Annotated in this window: 25 protein-coding genes and 2 pseudogenes; 13 read left to right on the top strand and 14 right to left on the bottom strand. The window is 63.5% G+C overall.

The window, feature by feature from the left end; all coding sequences use genetic code 11:
* Positions 1-62: 62 nt before the first annotated feature.
* Positions 63-980, bottom strand: a pseudogene (locus EU800_RS21905) (IS5 family transposase); the annotation flags it as partial.
* A gap of 80 nt (positions 981-1,060) precedes the next feature.
* Between EU800_RS21905 and EU800_RS21900 the strand changes: the two are divergent.
* Positions 1,061-1,741, top strand: a complete 681-nt coding sequence (locus EU800_RS21900) for an SDR family oxidoreductase (RefSeq protein WP_129635650.1) — start codon at positions 1,061-1,063, stop codon at positions 1,739-1,741.
* Between the two features lie 101 nt (positions 1,742-1,842).
* Here EU800_RS21900 and EU800_RS21895 read toward each other — a convergent pair whose 3' ends face one another.
* Positions 1,843-2,163, bottom strand: a complete 321-nt coding sequence (locus EU800_RS21895; RefSeq protein WP_129635649.1) for a hypothetical protein — start codon at positions 2,161-2,163, stop codon at positions 1,843-1,845.
* A 112-nt stretch (positions 2,164-2,275) separates the two neighbouring features.
* On the opposite strand from EU800_RS21895, the gene EU800_RS21890 reads away from it, so the two are divergent.
* Together EU800_RS21890 and EU800_RS21885 are read left to right on the top strand one after the other, a co-directional pair.
* The gene (locus tag EU800_RS21890; RefSeq protein WP_129635648.1) at positions 2,276-3,262 is read left to right on the top strand and encodes a TIM barrel protein; all 987 of its coding nucleotides are present in this window, start codon (positions 2,276-2,278) and stop codon (positions 3,260-3,262) included.
* Positions 3,263-3,265: 3 nt separating this feature from the next.
* Entirely contained in the window at positions 3,266-4,144 is an 879-nt protein-coding gene (locus EU800_RS21885; RefSeq protein WP_129635647.1) for a PfkB family carbohydrate kinase, read from the top strand.
* Here EU800_RS21885 and EU800_RS21880 read toward each other — a convergent pair.
* A complete protein-coding gene (locus EU800_RS21880; protein WP_129635646.1) occupies positions 4,126-4,968 on the bottom strand; it encodes an amidohydrolase in 843 nt (280 codons plus the stop codon). The two genes, EU800_RS21885 and EU800_RS21880, sit on opposite strands and share 19 nt — an antisense overlap.
* A gap of 9 nt (positions 4,969-4,977) precedes the next feature.
* Positions 4,978-6,006 (bottom strand): aldo/keto reductase, encoded by a 1,029-nt coding sequence (locus EU800_RS21875; RefSeq protein WP_129635645.1) that lies wholly within the window; start codon positions 6,004-6,006, stop codon positions 4,978-4,980.
* 97 nt (positions 6,007-6,103) lie between these two features.
* Here EU800_RS21875 and EU800_RS21870 point away from each other — a divergent pair, with 97 nt between their 5' ends.
* Genes EU800_RS21870 through EU800_RS21855 form a run of 4 tightly spaced genes read left to right on the top strand, consistent with a single transcriptional unit; the run spans position 6,104 to position 10,074 of the window.
* Positions 6,104-6,916 (top strand): BtpA/SgcQ family protein, encoded by an 813-nt coding sequence (locus EU800_RS21870; protein ID WP_129635644.1) that lies wholly within the window; start codon positions 6,104-6,106, stop codon positions 6,914-6,916.
* Entirely contained in the window at positions 6,913-8,019 is a 1,107-nt protein-coding gene (locus EU800_RS21865; protein WP_129635643.1) for a M42 family metallopeptidase, read from the top strand. The genes EU800_RS21870 and EU800_RS21865 overlap by 4 nt, the downstream gene beginning before the upstream one ends.
* The gene (locus EU800_RS21860) at positions 8,016-9,503 is read left to right on the top strand and encodes an FGGY-family carbohydrate kinase (RefSeq protein WP_129635642.1); all 1,488 of its coding nucleotides are present in this window, start codon (positions 8,016-8,018) and stop codon (positions 9,501-9,503) included. The genes EU800_RS21865 and EU800_RS21860 overlap by 4 nt, the downstream gene beginning before the upstream one ends.
* Positions 9,504-9,519: 16 nt before the next feature.
* A complete protein-coding gene (locus tag EU800_RS21855; protein WP_129635641.1) occupies positions 9,520-10,074 on the top strand; it encodes an SIS domain-containing protein in 555 nt (184 codons plus the stop codon).
* Between the two features lie 8 nt (positions 10,075-10,082).
* Here EU800_RS21855 and EU800_RS21850 read toward each other — a convergent pair whose 3' ends face one another.
* The 3 genes from EU800_RS21850 to EU800_RS21840 form a co-directional block, all read right to left on the bottom strand.
* A complete protein-coding gene (locus EU800_RS21850; RefSeq protein WP_129635640.1) occupies positions 10,083-11,000 on the bottom strand; it encodes a carbohydrate ABC transporter permease in 918 nt (305 codons plus the stop codon).
* Position 11,001: 1 nt separating this feature from the next.
* The gene (locus tag EU800_RS21845) at positions 11,002-12,111 is read right to left on the bottom strand and encodes a carbohydrate ABC transporter permease (protein ID WP_129635639.1); all 1,110 of its coding nucleotides are present in this window, start codon (positions 12,109-12,111) and stop codon (positions 11,002-11,004) included.
* 70 nt (positions 12,112-12,181) lie between these two features.
* The gene (locus tag EU800_RS21840) at positions 12,182-13,837 is read right to left on the bottom strand and encodes a substrate-binding domain-containing protein (protein WP_129635638.1); all 1,656 of its coding nucleotides are present in this window, start codon (positions 13,835-13,837) and stop codon (positions 12,182-12,184) included.
* A gap of 251 nt (positions 13,838-14,088) precedes the next feature.
* Here EU800_RS21840 and EU800_RS21835 point away from each other — a divergent pair, with 251 nt between their 5' ends.
* The 4 genes from EU800_RS21835 to rbsK are packed head-to-tail and all read left to right on the top strand — an operon-like array spanning position 14,089 to position 17,213.
* Positions 14,089-15,153 (top strand): ABC transporter ATP-binding protein, encoded by a 1,065-nt coding sequence (locus EU800_RS21835; protein WP_129635637.1) that lies wholly within the window; start codon positions 14,089-14,091, stop codon positions 15,151-15,153.
* Complete coding sequence (locus tag EU800_RS21830) at positions 15,150-15,833, top strand: SGNH/GDSL hydrolase family protein (protein WP_129635636.1); 684 nt, start codon at positions 15,150-15,152, stop codon at positions 15,831-15,833. Before EU800_RS21835 ends, EU800_RS21830 begins: the two co-directional genes overlap by 4 nt.
* Positions 15,827-16,279 carry an RbsD/FucU family protein gene (locus EU800_RS21825; RefSeq protein WP_129635635.1) on the top strand — a complete coding sequence of 151 codons (453 nt, stop codon included), beginning with the start codon at positions 15,827-15,829 and terminating at the stop codon, positions 16,277-16,279. The genes EU800_RS21830 and EU800_RS21825 overlap by 7 nt, the downstream gene beginning before the upstream one ends.
* Positions 16,280-16,289: 10 nt before the next feature.
* Complete coding sequence (gene rbsK / locus EU800_RS21820) at positions 16,290-17,213, top strand: ribokinase (protein ID WP_129635634.1); 924 nt, start codon at positions 16,290-16,292, stop codon at positions 17,211-17,213.
* Positions 17,214-17,684: 471 nt separating this feature from the next.
* Here the strand turns inward: rbsK and EU800_RS27640 are convergent.
* Both EU800_RS27640 and EU800_RS21810 read right to left on the bottom strand, forming a co-directional pair.
* Positions 17,685-17,793, bottom strand: a pseudogene (locus EU800_RS27640) (IS6 family transposase); the annotation flags it as partial.
* A gap of 36 nt (positions 17,794-17,829) precedes the next feature.
* Entirely contained in the window at positions 17,830-18,018 is a 189-nt protein-coding gene (locus EU800_RS21810; RefSeq protein ID WP_129635633.1) for a hypothetical protein, read from the bottom strand.
* A gap of 240 nt (positions 18,019-18,258) precedes the next feature.
* Here EU800_RS21810 and EU800_RS21805 point away from each other — a divergent pair, with 240 nt between their 5' ends.
* Entirely contained in the window at positions 18,259-18,828 is a 570-nt protein-coding gene (locus tag EU800_RS21805) for a rhomboid family intramembrane serine protease (RefSeq protein ID WP_242500671.1), read from the top strand.
* A gap of 328 nt (positions 18,829-19,156) precedes the next feature.
* Here EU800_RS21805 and EU800_RS21800 read toward each other — a convergent pair whose 3' ends face one another.
* From EU800_RS21800 to EU800_RS21780, 5 genes are all read right to left on the bottom strand, one after another.
* Positions 19,157-20,011, bottom strand: coding sequence for a sugar phosphate isomerase/epimerase (locus EU800_RS21800; protein ID WP_129635631.1), 855 nt, complete (start codon positions 20,009-20,011; stop codon positions 19,157-19,159).
* Positions 20,012-20,013: 2 nt separating this feature from the next.
* Positions 20,014-20,784: an ATP-binding cassette domain-containing protein gene (locus tag EU800_RS21795; protein WP_129635630.1), complete on the bottom strand. Its 771-nt coding sequence runs from the start codon at positions 20,782-20,784 to the stop codon at positions 20,014-20,016.
* Positions 20,781-21,788, bottom strand: a complete 1,008-nt coding sequence (locus EU800_RS21790) for an ABC transporter permease (protein WP_129635629.1) — start codon at positions 21,786-21,788, stop codon at positions 20,781-20,783. Before EU800_RS21790 ends, EU800_RS21795 begins: the two co-directional genes overlap by 4 nt.
* Positions 21,789-21,883: 95 nt before the next feature.
* Positions 21,884-22,858: a substrate-binding domain-containing protein gene (locus EU800_RS21785; protein ID WP_129635628.1), complete on the bottom strand. Its 975-nt coding sequence runs from the start codon at positions 22,856-22,858 to the stop codon at positions 21,884-21,886.
* A 33-nt stretch (positions 22,859-22,891) separates the two neighbouring features.
* Positions 22,892-23,965, bottom strand: a complete 1,074-nt coding sequence (locus tag EU800_RS21780) for a LacI family DNA-binding transcriptional regulator (protein WP_129635627.1) — start codon at positions 23,963-23,965, stop codon at positions 22,892-22,894.
* A 96-nt stretch (positions 23,966-24,061) separates the two neighbouring features.
* On the opposite strand from EU800_RS21780, the gene EU800_RS21775 reads away from it, so the two are divergent.
* On the top strand, positions 24,062-25,093 hold the full coding sequence (locus EU800_RS21775; RefSeq protein ID WP_129635626.1) for a hydroxyacid dehydrogenase: 1,032 nt from the start codon (positions 24,062-24,064) through the stop codon (positions 25,091-25,093).
* The last annotated feature ends 206 nt before the right edge of the window (positions 25,094-25,299 follow it).

Below are 25,299 nucleotides of genomic sequence, written 5' to 3'. Positions count from 1 at the left end.
CAGGTACCGGCGCTGTTGCACAAATAGGGGCCTGAGCTCGGTTTCCCTTTCCCTGGACGGACTTATGCTACGGCCACTGTGACGGGTATACCAAGGGCGGTGAAGCCGTTCAGAACGGCAATACGCACCTGCAGCTCGGCGACCTGGCGCTCGAAGTCTCGGGCCATGAGAGATTGGCCGAGAAGCTTGATGCAGTTCATCTTGCTCTCGACGCGGCTCCGGCGGTGGTATCCGCTCCATCGCCGCCAGAGCGCGCGGCCCAGGTACTTCGAGGCGCGCAAGGCTTCGTTGCGTGCGACTACACCTGGGCTGGTTGGCTTCCACGGCTTGGCATTTTTCCACGGAGGGATGACGGCAGTGGCACTGCGGGCGGCAATCGCTTCGTGGCATTTGCGGGTGTCCTAGGCGCCGTCGGCAGTCACCGAACCGATCTGCTCGTCTGCCGGGATCTGGTCCAAGAGTTCAGGCAGAATGGGGGCATCGCCGATGTTGCTGCCGGTGACCTCGATGGCCCGCACCTCCAGAGTTTCTTCGTCAATTCCGATGTGTATCTTGCGCCAGATGCGCTGCTTGGGGCCGCCGTGCTTGCGAGCGTTCCATTCCCCTTCTCCCTCGGCCTTGATGCCGGTGCTGTCGATCAGGAGGTTCAGCGGGCCCGTGCCGCCACAGTACGGAATACTCACATTCAGCTTCCGCTGTCGGCGGCATAGGGTGCTGAAGTCCGGCACGGTCCAGTCCAGTCCGACCAACCGAAGAAGGCTTTCCACGAAGCCGGTCGTCTGTCGCAATGGCATGCTGAACAGCACCTTCAGCGTCAGGCAGGTTTGGATCGCGGCATCGCTGAAGCTCGGATGCCTCCCTCGCTTTCCAGCCGGTGGGGGCTTCCACACCATGTCGGGATCAAACCAGATCGTCAGCGATCCGCGTTGCCGTAACGCTACGTTATAAGCCGACCAGTTCGTGGTCTTGTACTTCGTCGGGGCCTAACTGCTCATGCGCCCAAGCTATCACACTGGATTCAAGCAGTGAATCCCTCAACCGATTTGTGCAACAAGGCCTCATGGGGGCCTCCCGTGGCATCGGCGCAGCAACGGCGCGTGCTCTGGCGGCCGAGGGCATGGCTGTAGCGTTGGCCGGGCGGGACGTCGTCTTGCCGGAAGACGTTGCTCGGGATTGCCGCGAAGCAGGTGCGCGGACGGCAGTGTTTCCGGGCGACGTGACCGACAACGTGTACCTCGCGGGGCTGGCCGATGCGGTCAGGGAGCGCATGGGAACGCTCCACGCGCTATTCAACAACGCCGGCGTCCTCGAGACCGCCCGTTTCGACGCCGCCGATCTCTCGCGCTGGGAGCACACGCTCGACATCAATTTCCGCGCTCTCGTTCACTTGACGCTGGTGATGTTACCGCTCCTGCTGGAGCATCCCGAAAGCGCGGTGATAAATCTCATTTCCATCGCCGGGCGGTCATCCTTTTCGGGTGGGGGGATCTATTGCGCCACGAAACCCGCGGTACACGCTTTCTCGGGCTGCCTGTTCGAGGATCTGCGCGACAAGGGCCTCAAGGTCTGTGCGATCTATCCCGGCTATATCGCCACCGAGATGACGTCGGCGGTGCCAGGGGATAGGGAAAAGATGATCCAGGCGGAGGATATCGCGCGGACCGTCTCCTTCCTGTTTCGTTTTCCCGCCAACGCCTGCCCGACCGAAGTCGTGATCCGGCCGCAGTTTCCACTCCCATGAGTGTTGTGCCGACCCACCACCTGCCGGCTACTACTGCAGCGCCGAAAAAGGTCTCCGACCGCCAACTTAGAGTTCTGTCAGAATGATTCTTGTTTCATACGCTATCGCAGCCCAGCCAGCGAAAGAGCCTTGGAGAAGTCCGCGCGGTCGGTTTCGTCCTTGAACGGATACGAGGCCGCGATCGTTTCAAGCGAGAACGCGGGGTTCATCAGCAGGACCTGGTCGGCCTCCCAAGCCGCGTCGTCGAGAAGACCCGCCCTGGCGTAGGAAGCAGCCAGCCATACGTGCAGCCTCTCCGAGGCTGGATTGCTTTCGAGCCCGGCGGGCAAGGTTTCTATCGCGTCTTCGTACTGGTGCAGAATGAAGCAAGCCTGGCAAACCATTGCAATCAGGCGGGGTCCATATACGTCCACAAATGACATCAAAATAACGGATACTCTGACATGACCTCCCGCATACGACGCCGCCGCTTGAAAACTATTCCCCTGACCTATTCAATACTCTTCACCCGCACCCCGGTGGAAGGACCATTCGATGCTTTCAACACGCGCGAACCGCCACTACTACGCGGCGCGGCTCAATGCATTTCGCACTCGAGGCGCTGACGGCGCTCCCCCTACGGTGGCAGAGATGATTGCCGCGGCGGGCCGCGTCGGCGGGCTCAACGCCGCCGATCTCAACTACCCCGACCACTTCGTCCGGAACACCCCCGCCACGCTCGGACAAATCCTTGCCGACTATGGCATGGTGCTGAATGGGCTGGCCATGCGCTACTACACTGATCCCGGTTTCGCCATCGGCGCCTTTACTAATCCTGACCCCGCCACGCGCCGCGCCGCCATTGACCTGACCAAACAGGGAATTGACGCATTGGCCGAAATGGGCGGCAGGCTGATGACGCTCTGGATGGGACAAGACGGCTTCGACTACGCCTTCCAGGCCGATTACAGGCAGATGTGGGACGATACCGTCGCGGCGATCGCCGAACTTGCCGACCACAACCCGGACATCGACATTTCCATCGAGTACAAGCCCAACGAGCCGCGTGCTTTCGCGCTGATGCCCGACGTCGCCACCTCTCTCCTCGCCCTGAAGGAAGTCGGACGGTCCAATACGGGGATCACCCTCGACTTCGCCCATGTGCTCTATGCCGACGAAATGCCGGCCCACGCGGCCCAACTCGTTTCGCGCCATTCCCGGCTGCTCGGCGTACATCTCAACGACGGGTACGGCAAGCGCGATGACGGACTGATGGTCGGCTCGGTGCACGCAGTGCAGACGGTGGAACTCTTTGTCGAGATCGGCCGGGCGGGATTTGAAGGAGTGATCTATTTCGACACCTTCCCCGACCATTCCGGGCTCGACCCGGTCGAGGAGGCACGGACGAATATCCGCCTGACCGAGCGCCTCCGGGCGGTGGCCGAGGGGCTCGCTAACGACCCTGCGCTGGCGACCGCGATCGAATCCCAGGATGCGGCGCGGAGCCAGCGCATCGTTGCAGCCGCGCTTTACGGCGCCTGAACGATGGATGTCTTCGTGGTCGGTGCGCTGCACCTCGACGTGGTGGTCGACGCGCCGCACCTCCCGGCGCTCGACGAGACCGTTGTTGGCTCGGCAGTGGCCTACCGCTTTGGTGGAAAGGGCGGCAACCAGGCGGTGGCGGCGGCGCGGATGGGCGCGCGGGCCGGAATGGCCGGCCGGATCGGCACGGACGGGTTCGGCGACCAGATCCTCGAGAGACTGGACGCCGTCGGGATTGAGCGCGGGCAGGTGCGGCGCACCGCCGGAGCGTCGGGCATGAGCGTGGCTATCGTCGACGAAAATGGCGACTATGGCGCGGTGATCGTCGCAGGCGTCAACCGCGCGATCGACCCGGCCGAGATCACGTTGCCCGAAGGGCTCGGGTTGCTGTTGCTCCAGAACGAAATCCCAGACGCAGTGAACCTCGCCGTCGCGGCGAAGGCCGCTTCCGAAACCCGCGTAATCCTCAACGCCGCCCCTGCCCGCCCGATGCCCCCCGCCCTATTGCGACGCGCCGACATCTTCGTGGTCAACCGGGTCGAACATGAAGCGCTTCTGGCGGCGCTCTCCGACGCCGGGATCCCCGCCGGGGACAAGACCATCGTCGCCACCCGCGGCGCCGAGGGGCTCAAGCTCGCCGAACCCGGTTGTAGGCCGGTCGTGCTCCGAGCTCATACTGTGCCAGTGGTCTCGACACACGGCGCCGGCGATGCCTTCGTCGGCGCCATGGCGGCAGCACTGGCGCGGGGCGCCAGCCTCAGCGCAGCTGCGAATTTCGCCCAAGGTGCAGCCGCCCTGGCCGTCTCCACGCGTCCCGACGCGCGTTCGGAGATTTCCGAGAACGAAGTGCGCGCCTTTCTCGCTCAGACTGCGAGCCCGTAGAACGCCACCGCCGTGCCGCCGTAGATACGAGCCCTGTCGACCTTCGGAAGATGCGCGGTCAATTCCAGCGCCGCCATCCGCCAACCGGCATATTCTGTGCGTAGCCGGCAGACCGGCCAGTCCGACCCCCACATCAGCCGTTCCGCCCCGAAGACCGAAATCACGTGCTCGGCATAGGGCCGTAGGCGGTCGACGGTCCAGTCCTCGATATCCTCGGTTACCAGCGCGGAGAACTTGCACACCGTTCCCGGCCGTTCAGCAAGCCGCGCGATGCCATCGGCCCAAGCCCGAAAATGCGTCACCGACTGCTCACGAATCTGCGGTTTCATGCAATGGTCCACCACCACCGAAAGATCGGGATAGCGCGCCAGCAGGGTATGGAAATTGGCGAGATGGCGCGGGAGACCGAGGGCGTCGAACGTGAGGCCGAGATCGGCCAGCGCCGCGAAACCCCACTGCACGTCGTCGCGCAGCATCCAGCCATCCTCAGGGATGTCCTGAATCATTGGCCGGACACCGAGGAACTTCGGATGTTCGGCCAACCGCTCGAGGTGACGGCGGTGCTCAGGCCGCTCGAAGTCGACCCAGCCGACGACACCGGCCACCCAGGGCGTCACATCGGCGATGCCGAGCAGATATTCGGTCTCCTCCACCGTCGCCGCAGCCTGCACCAGCACGGTGTGGTCAATGCCCTGCGCGCGGAGCTCTGGCAGCAAGTCCGTGGGGCCGTAGGGGCGGGCCAGCGTCGGGTTGTCCTTCGGCATCCAGCCGTAGTCGCCGCGGGCCGGGTTCCAGAAATGCTGATGTGCGTCGATCTGAACCATCGTCGTACCTCAGCGCACCGGCGCGTCGGGGCGCAACAGGCCCGCCGCCTTCAGGTCATCCCACAGGAGCGGTGGGAGAACCGCCGCGGTGGCAGCGAGATTCGACTCCATCTCTGCCAGCCCCTGCCCGCCCGGAATGACCGACACGACCGCTGAGTGGTGCAGCGGGAAGCCGAAGGCGGCATCGACCAAACGCACTCCGTGCCGCTCGCAAATCTCCTGGATGTGCCCGACTCGGTCGAGGATCTCCTGCGGCGCCGGTTGGTAGTTGTAGAACGCACCCGCGCAAGGCCCGGTCGCGAGAATGCCGGAATTGTAGGGTCCGCCGATCACGATGCCGATGCCGCGCTCGACACAGAGCGGCAGAAAGCTTTCCAGCGCGTCCTGCTCTAGGAGCGTATATCGTCCAGCGAGCAGGAAGAGGTCGAAATCGCCGCGCTCCGCCATCCACTGGCAAGGCTGCCACTCGTTGACCCCAGCGCCGAACGCACGGATCACGCCTTGGTCACGCAGATCGACAAGCGCCTTGTAGCCGCCGTCCATGAGCTCTGCGAGCTTGGCGTCGACCACTGCTTGCGAGCCGTGGTTGAAGACGTCGAGATCGTGGGCATAGAGAATGTCGACCCGGTCCGTTCCGAGCCGTTCCAGCGAAAAATCCAGCGACCGCATGACACCGTCATAGCTGTAATCGAAGACCTCCTTTCGCGCCGGCACGTCGAACCACTTGCCGAACCCGTCGCGCTCGTCCGGCTTGCAGGCGGCCATTAGCCGCCCGACTTTGGTCGACAGCACGTACTCGTCGCGCGGCTTGTCGCGAAGAAAACGGTTCAGTCGGGTCTCCGAGAGCCCCAATCCATAGAGCGGTGCGGTATCATAGTAGCGGATCCCGGCCTCCCAGGCATATTCGAGAATCGAATGCGCCTCGTCGTCGCCGATCGCCCGGTAGAGGTTTCCGAGCGGGGCGGTGCCGAAGCCGAGTTCCGTGAAGGTCAGCCCGCCATTGCCGAGCCGATCCCAGTGCCGCGTCCTGAGCGCCATGTTGTCCTCCCTTACCCGCCCGGAATGCTAGTATGAAACGCCTTGGGCACCAATGCTTTCCGAGCTAGGTTTGGTCACGAGAAAGAGTGGAGGAGAGATGAAAAAGTTCGAGCGCGTGTTCGCGACTGCCCGGCCAGTAATCGGAATGGTCCATCTGGGCGCCTTGCCCGGTGCGCCACTTTACGACCCGGAGGCCGGACTCGAGGGTCTGGTGGAGGCGGCACGGGCAGACCTCGAAGCATTGCAGACGGCCCGCATCGACGCCGTCATGTTTGGCAACGAGAACGACCGGCCGTACGAATTCTCCGCGGACATTGCCTCAACCGCAACGATGGCCTACGTGATCGGGCGACTGCGGGAAGAAATCACTGTGCCTTTCGGCGTCAATGTACTTTGGGATCCAATGTCAACGGTCGCGCTCGCCGCCGCCACCGGGGCAGCCTTCGTGCGCGAGATTTTCACCGGCGCCTACGCTTCAGACATGGGGATCTGGAGTCCGGATGCGGGCGCCGCGATGCGATATCGCAACCGGCTCGGTCGGGACGACTGCCTGATGCTCTACAACGTCTCGGCCGAGTTCGCCGACAGCCTCGACAGGCGCACCCTGCCCGACCGGGCGCGCAGCGCGGTGTTCTCCTCGGTGCCCGACGCGGTGCTTGTCTCGGGCCAGATCACCGGCGAGGCGGCCGCGCTTTCAGACCTCGAAGCGGTCAAAGCGGTGCTGCCCGAGACGCCGGTACTGGCCAATACCGGCGTCCGGCACGACACTGTGTCGGAGGTGTTGAGCGTTGCGGACGGCTGCGTCGTCGGCTCGGCGCTAAAGGTGGACGGCAATACCTGGAACCCGGTCGACCCGGAGCGGGTGATCGACTTCATGGCGCGGGCCCGCGCCGCCAGGGGGGAGACATGAACGATGCGCTGCGCGCGGTTCTGACGGACTTGATGGAGACCCCTGGGCTCGCCGGTCACGAGGACCGCGTGCGCGCTAGGATCGCCGGATGGCTGCGCCGGACTGCCGACGTCGAGGCAGAGACAGACCGGATGGGGAACCTTTGGACGACATTTCCCGGTGAGGCCGGCACGCCGTCGGTGCTGCTCTTCACTCACATGGACCAACTCGGCTTCGTCGTGCGCAAGATCGAGTCTGACGGGTTCCTGCGGCTGGAGCGGCTTGGCGGCGTGCCGGAACGGGCGCTGGCGGCGCAAGCAGTGCTGATCTGCGTTGGTGGCGGGCACGACCTGCGCGGCGTGATCGCCAACAAGAGCCATCATGCCACCGGCCCAGAGGAGAAATACCAGGTAGTCCGCTATCGCGATCTCTATGTCGATGCCGGATTCGACTCGGAGGCCGAAGCGGCGGACGCAGGAGTGCAGATCGGAACGCCGGTGGTCTACGCCCCGCGTGCAATGGCGATTGGGCGGAACCGCGTCGCCGGCACCAGCGTCGACGACCGCGCCGGCTGTGCCGCCCTGATCGCATTGGCGCAGCGGTTGGCCGCGCGGGATGGCGGGCCAACCGTGCACCTCGCCTTCACCACTCAGGAAGAATTCAACCTGCGCGGAGCGCTGCCGCTGGCACAACGGCTCCAGCCCGACATCGCGCTTCAGATCGACCTGATGCTCGCCTCCGACACGCCGGATGCCGGCGACCTCGGCGACATGCGCCTCGGCGCCGGGCCGGGCATGAGCCTCTATTCCTTCCACGGGCGCGGCACCCTTAACGGCGTCATCCCCCACCCCGCACTGGTCCGCCTTGCCGAGGCGGCGGCGGCGGCGCGAGACCTTACGCTGCAACGCTCGGCCCAGACCGGCGTGCTGACCGATCTCTCCTATGTCCAGCTGGTCGGCGCGGGCGTCGCCGCGCTCGATCTGGGCTATCCGATGCGATACTCGCACTCCGCGCTCGAGGTCTGCGACTTGCGCGACCTCGACGGGCTGGCGATCCTGCTCGAAGAAATGCTCGCGCGCATCACGCCCGGGTTTAGCCTCTCCCGTGACGGGGGCGCGGCTTGAGCTACACCCTCGGCGTCGATATCGGAACCTTCGAATCCAAAGGCGTGCTGGTCGATGGCGAGGGCCGGATCGTCGCCCATGCGACCCGGCCGCACGAGATGTTGGTGCCGCGCCCCGGATGGGCAGAGCACCGGCCGGAAGAAGACTGGTGGGGCGATTTAGTCGCCATTTCACGAGCCCTGCTCACTGAAACGCGAATCGATCCGGCCGGGATCGCCTGCGTCGCCGTCAGTGCCATCGGCCCCTGCATGCTGCCTGTCGACGGTGCCGGCCGTCCGCTCATGAACGGGGTGCTTTACGGCGTCGACACAAGAGCGACAGCGGAGATCGAGGAACTGACTGCGCGGATCGGGGCAGAGACCATTCTCGAGCGCTGCGGCAATGCCCTCACCTCGCAGTCGGTTGGACCCAAGATCCGGTGGCTGAAACGAAACCGGCCGGAGATTTTCGCCGAGGCGAGGAAGTTCCTCACCTCAACCAGCTTCCTCGTGCACCGTCTGACCAGCGAATACGTGATCGACCACTACACCGCCGCCAATTTCAGCCCGCTCTACGACGTCGCGACGCTCGACTGGACGACCGAGTTCGCGGGCGACATCGTCGGCCCAGACAGGCTTCCGCGCCTGCTCTGGTCGGCTGAGATCGCGGGCCAGGTCACCCACGCGGCCGCCGCCGCAACTGGCCTCGCTGCCGGCACGCCGGTCACCACGGGCACCATCGACGCGGCGGCCGAGGCGGTGAGCGTCGGTGTGCGCCATGGCGGCGACATGATGATGATGTACGGCTCAACCATTTTCATCATCCAAGTGACCGACGAGCGGGTGCGTGACGCCCGGCTATGGTACGCGCCCTGGCTCACTCCAGGCAGCCATGCCTCGATGGCCGGGCTCTCAACTTCGGGCACCCTGGCGCACTGGTTCCGAGACCAGTTCGCCCGGGACCTGCCGCGCGAGACCGCCTTCGCCATGCTCGCCGAGGAAGCCGCCGCCTCGCCGCCCGGCGCCAAGGGGCTGCTGTTCCTGCCCTATTTCTCGGGCGAGCGTACGCCGATCCACGACCCGCGCGCAAAGGGCGCCTTCTTCGGCCTCAACCTCACGCATAGCCGGGGCGACCTCTACCGCGCCATGATCGAAGGTATTGCCAACGGGACCGGCCACGTCATCGAGACTTACCGCGATCTCGGCCAGGCCCCGCGCCGCATCCTCGCGGTCGGCGGCGGCACGAAGAACCCGACATGGCTCCAGGCCATTTCCGACATCGGCGGCGTGCCGCAGATCATCTGCGAGGAGACCGTCGGCGCGTCCTACGGCGATGCCTTTCTCGCTGCCTGCGCGGCGGGACACGCGCGGCCGGAGGATATCGAGCACTGGAATCCGGCGGTGCGCGAGGTCACACCCGAACGGCATGCGGCCTTGGAGCGGCAATACCGCCTCTTCCGCAAGCTCTATGAACAGACCAAGGACATCGCCCATGAGTTGGGATAGTGCGAGGAGGCCGGACATGACTGATGCATTCGACGCCGCCGCGGGGGAACTGCGCGCTGCGGCCGCCGGGATCGCACCGGTCGAGATTGACACCGCCTGCGCCATTATCGCCGCAGCAAACCGGATCGTCCTTTATGGCTGCGGACGGGAGGGCCTTCAATTGCGCGGCTTCGCCATGAGGCTCCACCATCTGGGGCGCGATGTCGCCATGCAGGGCGACATGGCCGCGCCGCCGGTGGGTCCCGGCGATCTCTTCGTCGCCTCAGCCGGGCCGGGCGAACTGGCAACGGTCACTGCTCTGATGAAGGTGGCCCGGGCGGCGGGTGCCGACATTCTCTTTCTGACCGCCGAACCCGACGCCCCCACCACCGCGCTGGCCACCCATCGCCTCGTCATCCCGGCGCAGACCATGGCCCGCGACCTCGGGCCGGATTCCAGCGCCGTGCTGCCGATGGGGTCGGTCTATGAAGGCGCTCTCTTCCTGCTCTTCGAAATCATGGTGCTGCGGCTGCGCGCGGACCTCGGCATTACGCCCGAAAGGATGCGCGCAAACCACACCAACCTGGAATAGCCAGGCCGCTACTTCACCGCGCCTGCCGCCATCCCCTTGATGATGAAGCGCTCGAGGAAGATGCCGATAACGATAAGCGGCAGGATCGCGGCCGAAGAGAGCGCCGCCATCGACCACCAGGAGATACCCTGCGAACCGGTCTGGCTCGCGACCATCACCGGCAGCGTCTTGGCATTGGTTGATGTGAGCAGCGCGGCAAAGAAATACTCGTTCCAGGTCAGCACAAGTGACAGGATGAACGCCGCCACCATGCCGGGCAGCGCGATCGGGACAATGATTGTCAGGAAGGCGCCCCAGACCGAAAGCCCGTCGACCAGAGCCGCCTCCTCGAGCTCGGTCGGGATCGAGCCGAACTGGTCGCGCATGATCCAGATGACAATTGGCAGGACCGTTAGGGTGTAGAGCAGGATCAACCCGATCCGGGTGTCGAGCAGCGCGAGCTCCTTGTAAAGCACGAGGAAGGGCAGCGCGAGCACCACCGGCGGCAGGATCAGTTGAGACAGGAAGAAGAATGACAGGTCCGAATTGCGCATGAACCCGAACCGGTAATCGAAGCGGCTGAGCCCGTAGGCGGCGCAACTTCCGAGGATCAGCGCGAGCAGGGACGAGGACACGGCAACCACTGTCGAATTCCAGAACCGCTTGAGGAACTCTTCGCGTACCGTTGACTCCGCGAAGATCGCTTCGGGCGAAAAGCCGAGCGATCGCATACCGAGCCATTTCGGCGTAAAATCGACCCAGGGCACCATGTTGCCCTGCATCACGTCGGGCGCCGCCTTGAAGGATGTTGTTATCGTCCAATAGATCGGAAAGAGGCAGATTAAGGCCCACAGAAGCAGCACCGCGTAGATCGCCACGCGGCTGACCTGCCAGCTCGGCCGGTAGGAAAGGTCGCTCTCTCGATCGTGAAATATCTGCTGGCTCATCTCAATACCTCGGTTTCATCCAGCGGTCCGCAATTTTCATCAGGGCCGTCATAGCGATCACGATGAGCACGAGGTAGACGATCGCCAGCAACGTTCCGTAACCGACATTCGAGCGGTCGCGATACTCGCGGAAGATGAAGCTGGTGACGGAATCCGTCGCTCCACCGGGACCGCCGGAGGTGACGTTGATGATGACGTCGGCTAGCTTTAGCTTGAAGATGATCCGGATCAGGATCGCGGTGACCGAAACCGGGAGCATCAACGGAAAGGTGATCTCCCAGAACCGCCGCCAGGCAGGGGCGCCATCGACTTCCGCCGCTTCCCGAAGCTCACGGGGGATGGCCTGGAGGCCGGCGAGGATCATGATCATCATGAAGGGGATGAAGGTCCAGGCATCCATTATCATGATCATCGCTCGAGCCATCTCGGGCGACCCGAAAAATGACGGGCTGCTCCAGCCGAGTTCTCGCGCGAGGCGCGCGATCGGCCCGAAGCGGATTTCCAGCATCGACTTGCCGATCATCCAGCTTACGGCAACCGGGCTCAGCATCAGCGGCAGCAGGAACGCCACGCGGAAGAACTTTCGTGCCCGGATCTGCGAGTTCAGAAGCAGCGCAAGCCCGAAGGCGATGGCGTATTCGACGACGATCGCCAGGACGTACCAAACCATGTTGCGCAGCGCGTTCCAGTAGAACGGATCGCCCCACATCTGGCGGACATTGTCGAGCCCGTTGAACTGCCGGCCGTCGGGCGATGACAAGTTCCAGTTCGAGAAGGCAATACCGAGGGCGAAGATCAGTGGAAACACCACCATCGAGATGACGAAGAGCGCCGCCGGCAGGATGAACAGCGACCGCTTTCCGTGCTCCCCGTGGAGGATCACCTGTCCCCAACACACACATCCGGCCCAAAGAACGTAAGCGTAAAGCGTGGGCCGCCAAGTCTCGAACCCGAGCGCGACCCGGCCGCTCTGGTCGGCAATCTGGAGCGCGATGATGAGCACAAGCAGCGCAGCCGATCCCCAGATCAGCGACTTGCCAAAGAGACGTCTGCGGTCCGAGATATTGTCGGCCGTCACGACGTGGAGCTGGTCCCCCTCGGTACGGATCACTCTTGCACGTATCCTGCTGATTCACCGTATCTGCGGACCGGCAGCCATGCTGCCGGTCCGACATTTTCGATCACATCCCCAGCGACGCCTTGTAGAGCGCAATCTGGCTCTCGCGGCCGATCTGGTCGGTGATTTTCTCCCATGCCGCGGCAATGGCGTCGGCGGTTTCTTGGGCCGAGCTGTATTGACCGGCAAAGCCTTTGGCAAGTTCGTCCTCGGCCACCGAGTAGTACTGGAAGATGCCCGGGATTCGAGGTTCGATCGCCGCATTTGGGTGGTTGTAGCTGTCGAGGTTCGAGCCGAGATAATCCTCGACATAGGCCCGGTCGTAACCCGCAGCTTCCCATTCCTCATATTGGAAATGCGAATTGCGGTATGGCTGGAAGCCCGAGGGATAGGCCGACATCCAGAGCGAGATGTCTTTGCCCCCGAGATGTGCCGCCGCCGACCACGCTGCCTTGCGCGTCTTTTCGTCGCTCGCTGCGCGGGTGGTGACGTAGACGCCCCAACCGATATAGGCCATGTTCGGTGCTTCGTTGTAGGTATCTTCCCATTCTCCGGTGGCGCTGTTGTAGCGGCGGTCCGAGCCGGGGTTGATGCCGAAGCCTACCACGTCGCCAACCACCGAGGTGTCGGAGGTGCGCGCGCTGGAGCCCACGTCGCCCCACCACATCAACATGGAGCCGGTGCCCGCGAGGAATTGCTGGAACGCGGTGGTACCGGGGTCGGCGTTGATCTGATCGGCGGGATAGGCGCCCTCGGTGCCGATCAGGTCCATCACGTCTTGGATCGCCTGCACCCAGCCGGGGTTATTGACCCTTGGCTTCATTGTGTCAGGATCGAACAGCCAGGCCGGATCATCGGGATGCTTGACGTACGCGGTGGCACGGTTCTCGATGAAATAGAAGCCGAAGCCGCCCCAGCCCTTCAGCGGGTCAAGGTAACCATGCGCCGGCAGGCCGGTGAGCGGGTCGGTCTTGCCGGCCAGTTCCTTGGAAATCTCGTTGACTTCCTGCCAGGTTTTCGGTGGCTCCGCCCGGCCAGTGATCGAACCGTCACCGAAATAGTCCTTGCGATAAGCGAAGGTGTGGCAGTCGCCGTCGATGGTCACCCGGAAAGTCTTGCCGTCCCAGGTGCCGACAGGCGGCTGGAGATACCCCACGAGATCTTCGGCCTCGATCTGCTCCTTGACCCAGTCGGGCATCTCGTCCAGCAGGCCGCGGCCTGCAGTGTCTCCCTCGAAAGGCGCACCCATCTCGATGATGTCGAAGTCAACAGTCCCAGTTGCAATCGACTGCTGGAGCCGGGCATTGTAATCCGCCTGCGCCAAATCGATCCAGTTGATCTTGGCGCCGGTATAGGCCTCCCACGGTTTCAGGAAGCCACGGAACAGGAAGTTGTGCAGGTTCTGGTTGTTGAGCCCCATGAAGGTGAGTTCCACCCCGTCGAACTCGCCTTCGGCGACGCGCTCCCTGGTCGGGCCAAGACACAGTTCACCCACCTTCTGCCAGTCGGCATCAGTCGGCGAGCCCATTCCCACACCGGGAATTTTCAGGATTTCGGATCGCAGGTTGTCCTCGCCTGCTGCCAGAGCCGGGCGCATCGCGACGCCCGTCGACACGCCTCCGATTGCCGCCATCGCGCCGACGCTGGCCGCGCCCTTTAGCATCCGGCGGCGGCTCATCTTCTGGCGTTGCATAATCGCATTGTAGATTTCGACTTTCACGAAATTGTCCTCCCTTGTGCCGTGCCCGACGTGATGCAGGCATCGGCGCATGAACGTCATGCTTGGTCACCTCACGCCCCGTTCGGGCTTTGCCTCTCTTGATCGGTCGGAACGCGAAGATAGCCGACTGTCTCAGCGAACCCGTGACCTGTCAACAATGCTGCACGCCGGCATGACAGGCCCGTGGACAGATGCCCTCTGCTCGGCTACTCGTCTGAAAAGTTAAAACATCCGGAATGGATTGGGACGGGATGGCGGAAGTCAGGGTCAGGACGCTCAGGAAATCCTACGGCGCCATGGAAGTGATACATGGCCTCGACGTCGACATCGCCGACGGTGAGTTCGTCGTCCTAGTGGGGCCGTCCGGCTGCGGCAAGTCCACTCTCCTGCGCATGATTGCCGGCCTCGAAGGCATTACATCGGGAACCATCCACATCGGCGACCGCCTAGTGAACAACCTGCCCCCGGCAGAGCGCGACATCGCCATGGTGTTCCAGAACTACGCGCTCTACCCGCACAAGACCGTGGCGGCCAACATGGCCTTCTCGTTGCGGATGCGGAAAATGGACAAGGCCGAGATCGCCACGCGCGTCGGGCGCGCGGCCGAGGTGCTCGGCCTGACCGACTATCTGGACCGCTACCCGCGCGCATTGTCCGGCGGTCAGCGCCAGCGCGTTGCCATGGGTCGGGCCATCGTGCGCGACCCGCAGGTCTTCCTGTTCGACGAACCGCTCTCCAACCTCGATGCCAAGCTGCGGGTGGCGATGCGGGTGGAGATCAAGGAACTCCACAACCGGCTCGAAACCACCATCGTGTACGTGACGCACGACCAGATTGAAGCGATGACGATGGCGGACAAGATCGTCGTCATGCAGGGCGGCAACATCGAGCAGGTCGGATCGCCGCTCGAAATCTACGATCGGCCGGCCAATACCTTTGTCGCGGGATTCATCGGGTCCCCCTCGATGAACATCCTCGACGCGGTCCTTCGCAAGACCGACGGGTCCGTCCATGCCGAGGTCGGCGATGTGCGGTTCGCCGTCGGCGGCGCTGAAGGGCTCGACGACGGACGCGACGTGCTGCTTGGCGTACGCCCCGAGCATCTCCTGGTGGGCGACGAAGGGCTGAAGGGCGAGGTCGTCGTGATAGAACCCACGGGCTCGGAGACCCATGTCGTCGTGCGCGCGAACGGACGCGAACTGACCACGATCGTCCGGGAACGCCGCGAGTTCCGCACGGGTCAGCACGTCCGGCTGTCGCCGCAGCCGGGCATGGTGCACCTGTTCGACCGCGCCACCGGAGTCCGCATCGCATGAGCCCCTCTCCCGACCGCACAATCCTCTGCTTCGGCGACTCCAACACGCATGGCACTGTGCCCATGACCGGACCGGACGATCTCGCGCGGTATTCGCGTAGCGGGCGGTGGCCAGGCGTGTTGGCGACGGAACTGGGCCCCGGATGGCACGTGATCGAAGAGGGCCACCCCGGGCGCACGACCGTCCATGATGATCCGATCGACGGGGCGCACAAGAACGGCCTCACGATGCTGCCCGCGCTGCTCGAAAGCCACCGGCCGATCGACCTCGTCCTGGTTATGCTGGGAACAAACGACCTGAAGGCGCGTTTTTCGGTGCCGCCGGAAGACATCGCGCGGTCTGTGGAACGGCTCGCGCGCATGGTGCAGGCCTCCAACGCCGGCCCCAACGGGCAACCGCCCGGCCTGATACTCATTGCGCCGACACCGATCGAGGAGACGGGCTGGCTTGCCGCTATGTTCGCCGGCGGCGCTGCCAAGTCGCGCTCGCTGGGCGCCGCGATCGCGAATGCCGCCTCCAGGGTCGGGGCCGGATTTGTCGACGCCGGCGAACTTGCCGCCGTCCACCCGCTTGACGGGATACACCTGACGGCAGACGGTCACCGGACACTGGGTATGGCGCTTGCCGCCGCGGTCGCCGAATGGTCCGAGGCGAATGAACAAGGGAGGGAAACATGCTGAAGGGGATCGACAACCGGCTGAACGCCGACGTTCTCTATGTGCTGCGGTCAATGGGCCACGGCGATGCCTTGGTGATCGCGGACACCAACTTTCCGTCCGACTCGGTCGCCCGTCACACCGTCTATGGAGAGTTGCTGCGGATGGAGAACCTTCGCGCGGCCGAGGCGGTCAGCGCCATCCTGTCGGTCATGCCGCTCGACACCTTCGTCGACGATTTCGCCGGGCGGATGGAGATGGTCGGCGAACCGGAAACGGTGCCGCCGGTGCAGGCCGAGGTCCAGGCCGAGATCGACCGGGCCGAGGGGAAGGCCCGGCCGATGATCGGCATCGAGCGCTTCGATTTCTACGACCAGGCGCGCGAAAGCTATGCCGTGATCCAGACCGGCGAGCGCCGGTTCTACGGCTGTTTTCTGTTCCGCAAGGGCGTGATTCCGCCGGCAGGGTGAGGAAATAGACATGAGCGGAAAGATCGTCATCCTCGGGATTTTCGTCGCCGACACTGCCTATCGCGCGGAACGCCAGCCCCGCATGGGCGAAACCATCCTCGGCCACTCCTTTGCCCTCGGTCCCGGAGGCAAGGGGTCGAACCAGGCCGTGGCGGCGGCCATGGCCGGTGGGGAGGTCCATTTCGTGAGCCGCCTGGGCATCGATCCCTTCGCCGAAATGGCCCGTGCGATCTGGGCGAAGGCAGGCGTGATACCGGAGATTACCGAGGATGCCGAAAGCTATACCGGTGCGGCTTATATCTTTGTCGAGCAGAGTTCGGGCAACAATGCAATCATCGTCGCGCCCGGTGCTGCCGGGCGTATCGCTGTGAGCGACATCGAGGCGCGCGCCGACCTGATCAGCGGTGCCGACGTCTTCGTCACGCAGCTCGAACAGCCCATTGCGGCCGCACATCGAGCGTTGGAGATCGCGCGGGCAGCCGGGGTGCGGACGATCCTCAATCCTGCTCCGGCCGCCAATATACCGTCGGAAATGCTGGCGCTGTGCGACTTCGTCACGCCGAACGAATCCGAGGCAGAAGGTATCACCGGTATCGCCGTCACCTCGATCCCGGAAGCAGAACGCGCTGCGGACGCGCTCCTTTCGAGCGGTGTCGGCACCGCGATCATTACCCTGGGAGAGAATGGCGCGCTTTATCGCGACCCGCGGCAATCCGTTCACGTTCCGGCCTTCAGAGTCGGCGACGTGGTCGAGACCACCGGTGCCGGCGATGCCTTCAACGGAGCCTTCGCGGCAGCCCTCGCGCGCCGGTCCGACGCGATCGATGCCGTGCGTTTCGGCTGTGCGGCGGCAGGAATTTCGGTCACCCGCCCCGGCACCGCGCCCTCAATGCCGTCGCTGTCGGAAGTACAATCTCTCGTCTTGGGAAACTGATCCTATTAGGGGAGGAGTCAGACGGGGCTCCGTGACAAGAGACGCGACACCAAGAACTCGATCGGTCCAAGGCGACCCCAGACAATAGGGTCTTGTGGTGATTTTGGTTAAGGGGGCTCGATACCAACGATACTTATGCGGCTTGGCAGCTTCACATGCTCCACCGATACTCGGGAGCTGATTGTCCGGCCCTCATTTGTCCGAGACTCCCGTTTGCGTCTATCGACTGGCTCAAAGCCGGTCCCGCCAGATCAAGCAGAAATCCTGAGCTGAGCCATCGTTTTGGTCCCGGCGTGCCAAGGCGCCTCGGCAAACGCCAACTACATGGGAAGCGCGTTTGCTAGGGCGCCGTTCACGCCTAGTGCTCAGTCCAAGTGCAGGTGCAGGTGTGTGAAATGCAGATGGGCAACCGTCATTCAACAATCGCATTCACTGCGAGGCGGAGAATGACCCTCGTGTCAATTGGTGTACGAGACGCTCGGCTCGTCTCGCTCGGATCTCCGCGGCCGAACATCGGTCCGAACCGCAGCCACCAGAACCGCACGGATTCGTGGCTGACCTCGATGCCGCGTTCGTGCAGCGGAATTATTCACGCACCTCCCGAGAACATGGCAGTCTACCCAGTCTCCCGATCAACCGAACCATGCCCCCATTGCACCCGCGAAATCTCTGGCAGTTGCAGCGGCGGCCGATCCCGGCTTGCCTTCAACTCCTCCAGAGACGCCTTCAACTGCTCCAGTTCGAGATACCCCTGCATGCCTCCCCGACGCTCAAGGAGCGCCACGTAGGCCTTTGCCTCGGACATGCTGACCTCACACCCCTGCCAGCAGCCAGAATGGCCTCTCTGGCGGCTTCCACGGCCTCCTGTGGGGTCGTGGTCGATGGTCTGGTTGCCCGCTGGTCAGGATTGAAGGATAGGCTCCCTCCACCGCGTTATTGGACTGGGCTTCAGGCCATGCATTTCCGGACTGCTCCGACGTCCTCCAAGGGTCACCGCGACCGGCAGGTTGGCGCACCAGCGTTTCTCTGGTGGCTGGTTGGGGTCATGGCCCTGATTGAGTTCACCCTCAGCGCTGCAGACGCCGGTATTGTCGGGTCACCTTCGTGGCGTTGGGTTGCCTACGGGTTCGGAGCATTTTGGCAGCCATTGATTTCTGGGGACGTCTCGCCGATTTTTCCCGGCCAAACCGCAACGATGTTCGTAACACACGCTTTCTTGCACGGAGGACCAATGCACTTGGTCCTGAACAGCGTCATCCTTCTCGCCCTTGGAAAATACATTTCCGCACGTATTGGTCCCGCCAAGACTATGTTGGTTTTTCTGCTTTCAGCTGTAGGAGGTGGGGTCGCCTTTGGATTTATCTCTACAAGCAGCGCTCCCATGGTTGGAGCCTCTGGAGCGGTTTTTGGTCTGATCGGCGTCTGGCAGACTTGGGACTATCTCAGCCGCCGAAGGCTTCGACTGTCGATCCAACCCGTTGTGAGCGCAATGTTGGGCTTAATCTTCGCGAACTTTGTCCTTTTTGCCTTTCTCGACGGTGGGCTCGCATGGCAAGCACATCTCGGGGGCTGGGTTGTCGGATGCATCTCGGCGACCACTTTTGTCCGAAACTGAGGGCCAGTCGTCAGGGCTCGGATGACGGCTTCGCGCTCGCAAGCCGCCCTCCATGCCGACCGCAGCATCGGTCAGGGAGGGCGGATTGCCGACCTTCGCTGCATGAAACACCAAAGTCCTCTACTCGAACCCGCCGGCATTACTATACGAATAAGAGCTCAAATCAGATCGTCTGGTCAGGGCAATTTGCTTGATCACGTTGGCTTCATCACAGGATATCTCACGATCAACATTGCCGCCCCCGTCCTTCACCGTAAGAGCGCAGCATGCGGGCCGAAGAATGAGTTGCTGTCCAATTGACAGCGGAACGCTTACTTCTCAATCCCGTTCAGGTGTAGTGAAAGCCGGACGCCGCCGCTACCTGGTGTAGGAAAGGCAGGCCGATGTCGACCACGTCGTCCGGGTTCGCGGCCACTGGGTGCCAGATCGCCAGAGCGGAGGCGATTGCGGGATGAACGTGGTTCATGCTCTCCAGCGTAGTGATGCCGTCGAAACCGACCTCGACAAGAGCCCCATATACTTGCTCCCAGTCGATTGTCCCGGCTCCCGGCGCGCCACGGTTGCTCTCCGACAGATGAACGTAGCCGAGGAACGGGCCGCAATCGCGGAAGCCCTGGGCGTAGGACACCTCCTCGATGTTCATGTGGTAGGTGTCGATGTGGATGAAAACGTTGTTGGCACCGACCGCCTCACAATAAGTGCGGCCGTCGGCACCGGTGTTCATGATGTGGGTCTCGTAGCGATTGCAGGGCTCGAGCCCGAGCTTCAGCCCATGTGATTTGGCTCTTTTCGCCGCGCGTTCGATGAATCGGGCGGTGCCGTCGAATTCCTGAATGGAACGTGGCGCACCGGAGGTCTTGCCGATCGTGCCGTAGGTAACACCGGCAAGCGCGAAGGCGCCGACGCCGCTCGCCACCTCGAATGCTGGCTCAAGGAAGGCGAGGCCGGCGTCTGGATCTGTGATCACGTCGATTTGCGGCGGCAGACCAAGGGAGCAAACCGGCGCGATGCCGGTCTCCTCGCAGAAGGCCCGGGTCTCACCCACGTCGATTTCAGCCGGGTCGAGAAGCGGGATCTCAAGCACACGGACCTTATGTTTCCGGAACTTGTCGAGAAGTCCGCGCATTCCGGCTAGGTCCCACTTTGGCGCCGCCGCGAAAGTGTGAAGGCCAAGCTGAGCCATGTCTATCCTCTTGCTTCGTGCGCGGCCGCGTGATCCATATCGGCGCTGCCGACGATGGCGGAGACGACCTCGGTCATGTTGGTCTCTGTTGTGGTGAGGTTGGCGGCGGCGCGGCCGTGGTTCAGCACCACGATCCGATCCGTCACAGAAAGCACGTCATTCAGCCGATGCGAGATCAGGATCACCCCAATCCCCTCCGACTTGAGCTGGCGGATGAGATCGAGCACGCCTTGGACCTCCCGAACTGCGAGCGCCGCCGTCGGTTCGTCCATAATGACGAGCTTCGGATCGAAGGTAAGCGCCCGGGCGATTGCGACGGACTGCTGCTGGCCGCCCGAAAACGAGCCTACCGGCCGGTTGATCGCGGGGAGTCGCGCGCCCAGCCGGTCGATCATTGCCTGGGCCTCCCGCCGCATGGTGGCTCGGTCCACGAAGTTCATCCCGAGCACCTTCCGCTGCGGCTCCCGGCCAAGGAAGATATTGGCGGAGACATCCTGCTGCCGGGCCAGGGCGAGATCCTGGTAGATCATCTCGATCCCCATCCGGCGCCGTTCGCCGGGATTGTCGTCGAGAATGTTCTGGCCGTCGAGCGTGATCTCGCCCGCGTCAGCCGTGTACATGCCGGTGACGATCTTCATCAGCGTCGATTTTCCGGCACCGTTGTCACCCACGAGGCCGACCACTTCGCCGCGGTCGACACTCATGTCGACGCCGTGCAGCACGCTGACCGGACCGAAAGCCTTGGAGACTTTGCTAATTTTGAGAAGGGTCATACCCGGCTCTCCTTCCGGACCTGCCATTGGTCGATAAAGACCGCGAGGATCAGCACGGCGCCGATGGCCATCTGCTGGTAGTAGCTCTGCACCGCGAGCAGGTTGAGGCCGTTTTGCAATACGCCCATGATGAGCGCGCCGATCATCGTGCCGAGGATCGAGGCGCGACCGCCGAAGAGGTTGGTGCCGCCGATGATGGCCGCCGTGATGGCAGTGAGTTCGTAGGTCAGGCCGGCGGTCGGGTCGCCCGCATTCACCCGGGTCGCGAAAATCAGCCCGGCGAGGCCGGCGAGCGCGCCCGAGAGCGTATAGAGCGACAGCCGCAGGCGCGAGACGTTAATGCCCGCCGTGCGCGCCGCGTTCTCGCTGTCGCCGATGGCGAGCGTGTGGCGGCCGTAGCGGGTGTAGGCGAGAAGGATATGCATCACGATGGCGGTGCCGATAAAGATGATCACCGGCATCGGGATGCCCATGGGGCGGCCCTGGCCGAGATAGACCATCGCAGGCGGCAGGCCGTAGATCGCCGCGCCGTTGTTGATCACCAGCGCCAGACCGCGGGCGATACCGAGCATCCCCAGCGTGACGATGAACGCGGGCACGAAGGCGCGGGTGATGATGATGCCGTTGACGAAGCCTGCGAGGGCGCCGGCTCCGATGGTTGCCACGACCGCGATCCCTGTCGGAAGCCCAGCCGTGACGGCCACCCAGGCACCGACGACACCGGCGAAGCCCATGACCGATCCCAGCGAAAGGTCGAGCCCGCCCGACCCCAAAATGAAGGTCGCGGCGATGGCAAGCACCCCGATCGTGGCGGTCGCCAGGAAGATGTTCATGAAGTTGCTGACCGACAGGAAATACGGGCTGAGCACCGACATGATGGCGCCGAGCACGAGAAGCACGATCAGGCTTTCGAGGCGGATGTGAAGCTGCTCGATGGCGCTCGACTGTACCCTTGCCCAGAGGCTCGTGCCAGGTTTGGCGGGTCCGGATTCGGATTGCGTCATTGGCTGGTCGTCTCCGGCATTGCTGGCAGTGGCCGCGGCGCGTGTCAGGCCGTCTGGAATGCCGGCAGGGCCCGAAGGCCCCACCGGCGGGAAGATCACTTGACGTATTCGAGCAACGGCTCGGTGCCGGCGTCCATCACCTCCTTGGTGAGCACGAGTGTGGGCACGATGATCTCGCTCTCGACAGAGCCGCCCTCGACGGCGACCTTCACGTTCTCGACCGCTTGCTTGCCGACTAGGTAGGGCAATTGCGCCACCGATGCCGTAAGCCGACCCTCGTTAATCGACTTCACCGCATCGGAGTTGCCGTCGACACCGACGATGACGACGTCACCACCTTTTCCGGCGGCGAAGACGCTCTCGACAGCGCCCAGAGCCATGCCATCGTTCGCGGCGAAGATAGCGACGAGGTCCGGGTTGCGGGTGAGGATGTCGTTGGTGATGTTGGCGGCCTTGCCACGGTCCCAGTCGCCCGGCAGCGAGGCGACGATCTCAAGCCCCGGCGCGAGTTCCGCGAGCTTGTCGGCAAACCCCTGAGCGCGTTTCTGGCCGGTGATGTTGCCCGAGAGCCCCTCGATTACCAGCACCGGACCGGTGGCATCGGCGCCAAGCTGGCCGACCACGTATTCGGCGCCCTGGGCACCGGCCAGCATGTTGTCGGAGCCGATCCGGAAGGTGATCTCGATACCTTCTGCATCCAGGATCGCCTGATCGAGGTTGCCATCGAGGTCTACAACCTTGATTCCCGCTTCCTGCGCGGTCTTCAGGCAGGGCAGCAGGTTGGTCGAGTTGATCGCGGCCGTGATCATCGCCACCGGTTGGCGTTCCAACATTGTGTTGCAGACGTTGAGCTGGCTCTCGGCCGCCTGGTCGCTCTCGACTGCCTGCATATAGTACTCGACTCCCGCTTCCGTGGCGCCGTCCTCGACCCCCTGGCCCATCGCGCCCCAGAACGGGTTGGCGAGCGTTTTCATCAATACGCCATATTCCCCCTCGGCCATTGCTGGCGTGACTGCGAGCGATGCCGCGAGCGCGGCTCCGAGTTTCAGGGCGGTTTTCAGTTTCGACATGGTTTCCTCCTCCTCCTGGACCATTTCGTTGGATTATCCGCTCCGGCCTGACCAGCGCGGCCGTTCCGTCTTCGTCTGCCCGGCCGACTGCCGGATGAGCAATGCGCAGGTTTCCAAGTATTGGACTGGAAACCCGGTGTGGTCTCCCTCGACACGTGCAAGCAACGCCGTCAAAGCGCGCTCAGCGATGGCCGATACGGGTTGCGCGACGGCAGTAATCGAGGGCCAGGTGGTTTGCATCCAATCCGCATCGTCGAATCCGACGAGCGCCACATCCTCTGGAATCCTGAGGCCCATCCTGCGGATCTCGGAGAGGACAAGCAGGGTCGAATGCTGAGACAGAGAAAAGATAGCAGTCGGCCTATGGCCGTCTGCCTGGCCGTCGAAATAGTACCGGATAGCGGCACGCTGGGTTTCGAGCGGATCGTCGGACAGGAGTTCGTCAATAACGACACCCGGGTCGATCGCCCGGGCCCGATCCCCGAATCCCGCGAGCCGGTTTCGGATGGCTTTGGAGATCCGCGTCGCGCCGTGCAGCAGGATGTGTTTGTGGCCTTGTTGGCCGATCAGAAAATCCGCCACAGACGCCGAAGCTTCATGATTGTCGGCGGAGACCGTGTCGAAGCGCTCGTCAGCCGAAACCCGGTCGACGAGCACCGCCGTCATGCCGAAATCAAGGAGTTTCTCCGCCCCCGGTCCGCGTTCGGAGCGCACCGGCACCAAAACGCAGCCGGCGACGCGCCAATCGTTCATCCGTGCGGCGAGATCGGCCTCGCGTGCCTCACTCTCGCGCGACGAGGCGACAATCATGTGATAGCCTGCCGCCTCGGCGAGGCTTTCCAGTTCCGTAACGAGCTTGCCGAAGAAGGGGCTTTCCAGATCCGGGACCACGGTGCCAATGATCCGGCGCTGTTCGCCGCGCAGGCCCGAGGCGAGGGGGTCCATCCGGTAATGCAACTCGCTCACAGCCTTGCGCACCCGCTCGGCGTTGTCGGCCCGAACGGTCTTCACGCCGCGCAGCACTTTCGACACCGTCGCCGCCGACACTCGGGCGGTTCGGGCGACGTCGTGTATCGTCGCGCGTCTGTGCTTGTCCTCAGGCCGCATCTTCCTCCCCTGAGTCCCCTTTTCGGGCCTCGAATCCGAAGATAAATCGGTTTATTCTGCAAGTAAATCGATTCATTTCCGATTGGAGGAGCCAATATGACTGCGACATCAAAACCCTTCGTGATCTGCGCTCCGGAGCCGCGCAGCCTCGATCTGATCTTCACGCCGAAAAAACTGACCGAATTGCGGGACCGGTACGAACTCTTCGAGACCGATGCCGATTCCGTCGCCGGGCTAGACGATACCAATCTCGCCAAGGCGCGCTACGTGCTTGGCCAGCCTCCGATCCCGGCCGAAACCCTCGCCAAGATGACGTCGCTTCGGGCGGTGCTGAACGTCGAATCGAACCTTCTGGACAATATGCCTTACGATGAGGTTTTCGCCCGCGGGATCCACGTCGTCACGACCGGTGCCGTCTTTGCCGTGCCGGTCGCCGAGATTGGTCTCGGTTTCGCGCTCGACCTTGCCCGGCAGATCAGCGCCGCGGATGTCGATTTCCAGGCCGGGCGAGAACTGTGGGGGGGCGATGGCAACCTGTCGGCACGCCTGCTTACCGGCGCCGACGTCGGCATCATCGGCTTTGGCGACCTGGGGCGGGCGCTCAACCGGTTGCTGACTGGCTTCCGCTGCAACGTGAAGGTCCACGATCCCTGGCTGCCACCGTCGATCCTCGAAGACCATCAGGTCGCGCCGGCGGGCCTCGCCGAGGTGCTCTCGGAGTCCGACTTCGTCTTCGTCATGGCCGCTGTCACGACTCAAAACCGCGGGTTTCTTGGGGCCGAGGAATTCGCAGAGATGCGTCCCGGCGCCGCCTTCATTCTCCTGAGCCGCGCGGATGTGGTCGATTTCGAGGCCCTGCTAGATGCGGTGGAGCGGGGCCATATCGTTGCCGCGTCCGATGTCTGGCCCGAGGAGCCGCTGCCGCCCGACCACCGGGCCCGCAGGCTTCCCGGTCTTATCCACTCGGCGCACCGCGCGGGTGCGATGGACGTGGCATTCAAGCAGATGGGCGACATGGTCCTGGAAGATATGGCGCTGATGGATAAGGGGCTGCCGCCCATGCGCTGCAAGCGCGCCGAACGGGAAACCGCGGGTCGTATGCGGTCGAAGCCGGTGGATACGAATTGAGCCAGAAAATTGGTGAAAGTGCTCGCCCAGCAGAGCAGAAAAAGAAGCCTCCCTTCAGGGCACCGCGAAAGCATTTCAGCCCCAATTTCCCAAGTGATCCGACGATTTTGCTGCGCTGATGGCCGCATTTCTGTTATTCTTCAGAGAGTTGGGCGGCGTGAAGGTGGTGTTGGATGGCTCACCCATCGGGTGCAGGGTCGCGGGAC

It is taken from the genome of Tropicimonas sp. IMCC6043 (genome assembly GCF_004146235.1).
GTDB lineage: Bacteria > Pseudomonadota > Alphaproteobacteria > Rhodobacterales > Rhodobacteraceae > Tropicimonas.
Note: the sequence above shows the minus strand (reverse complement) of the source record. Positions and strands in the feature narration are given on the sequence as shown.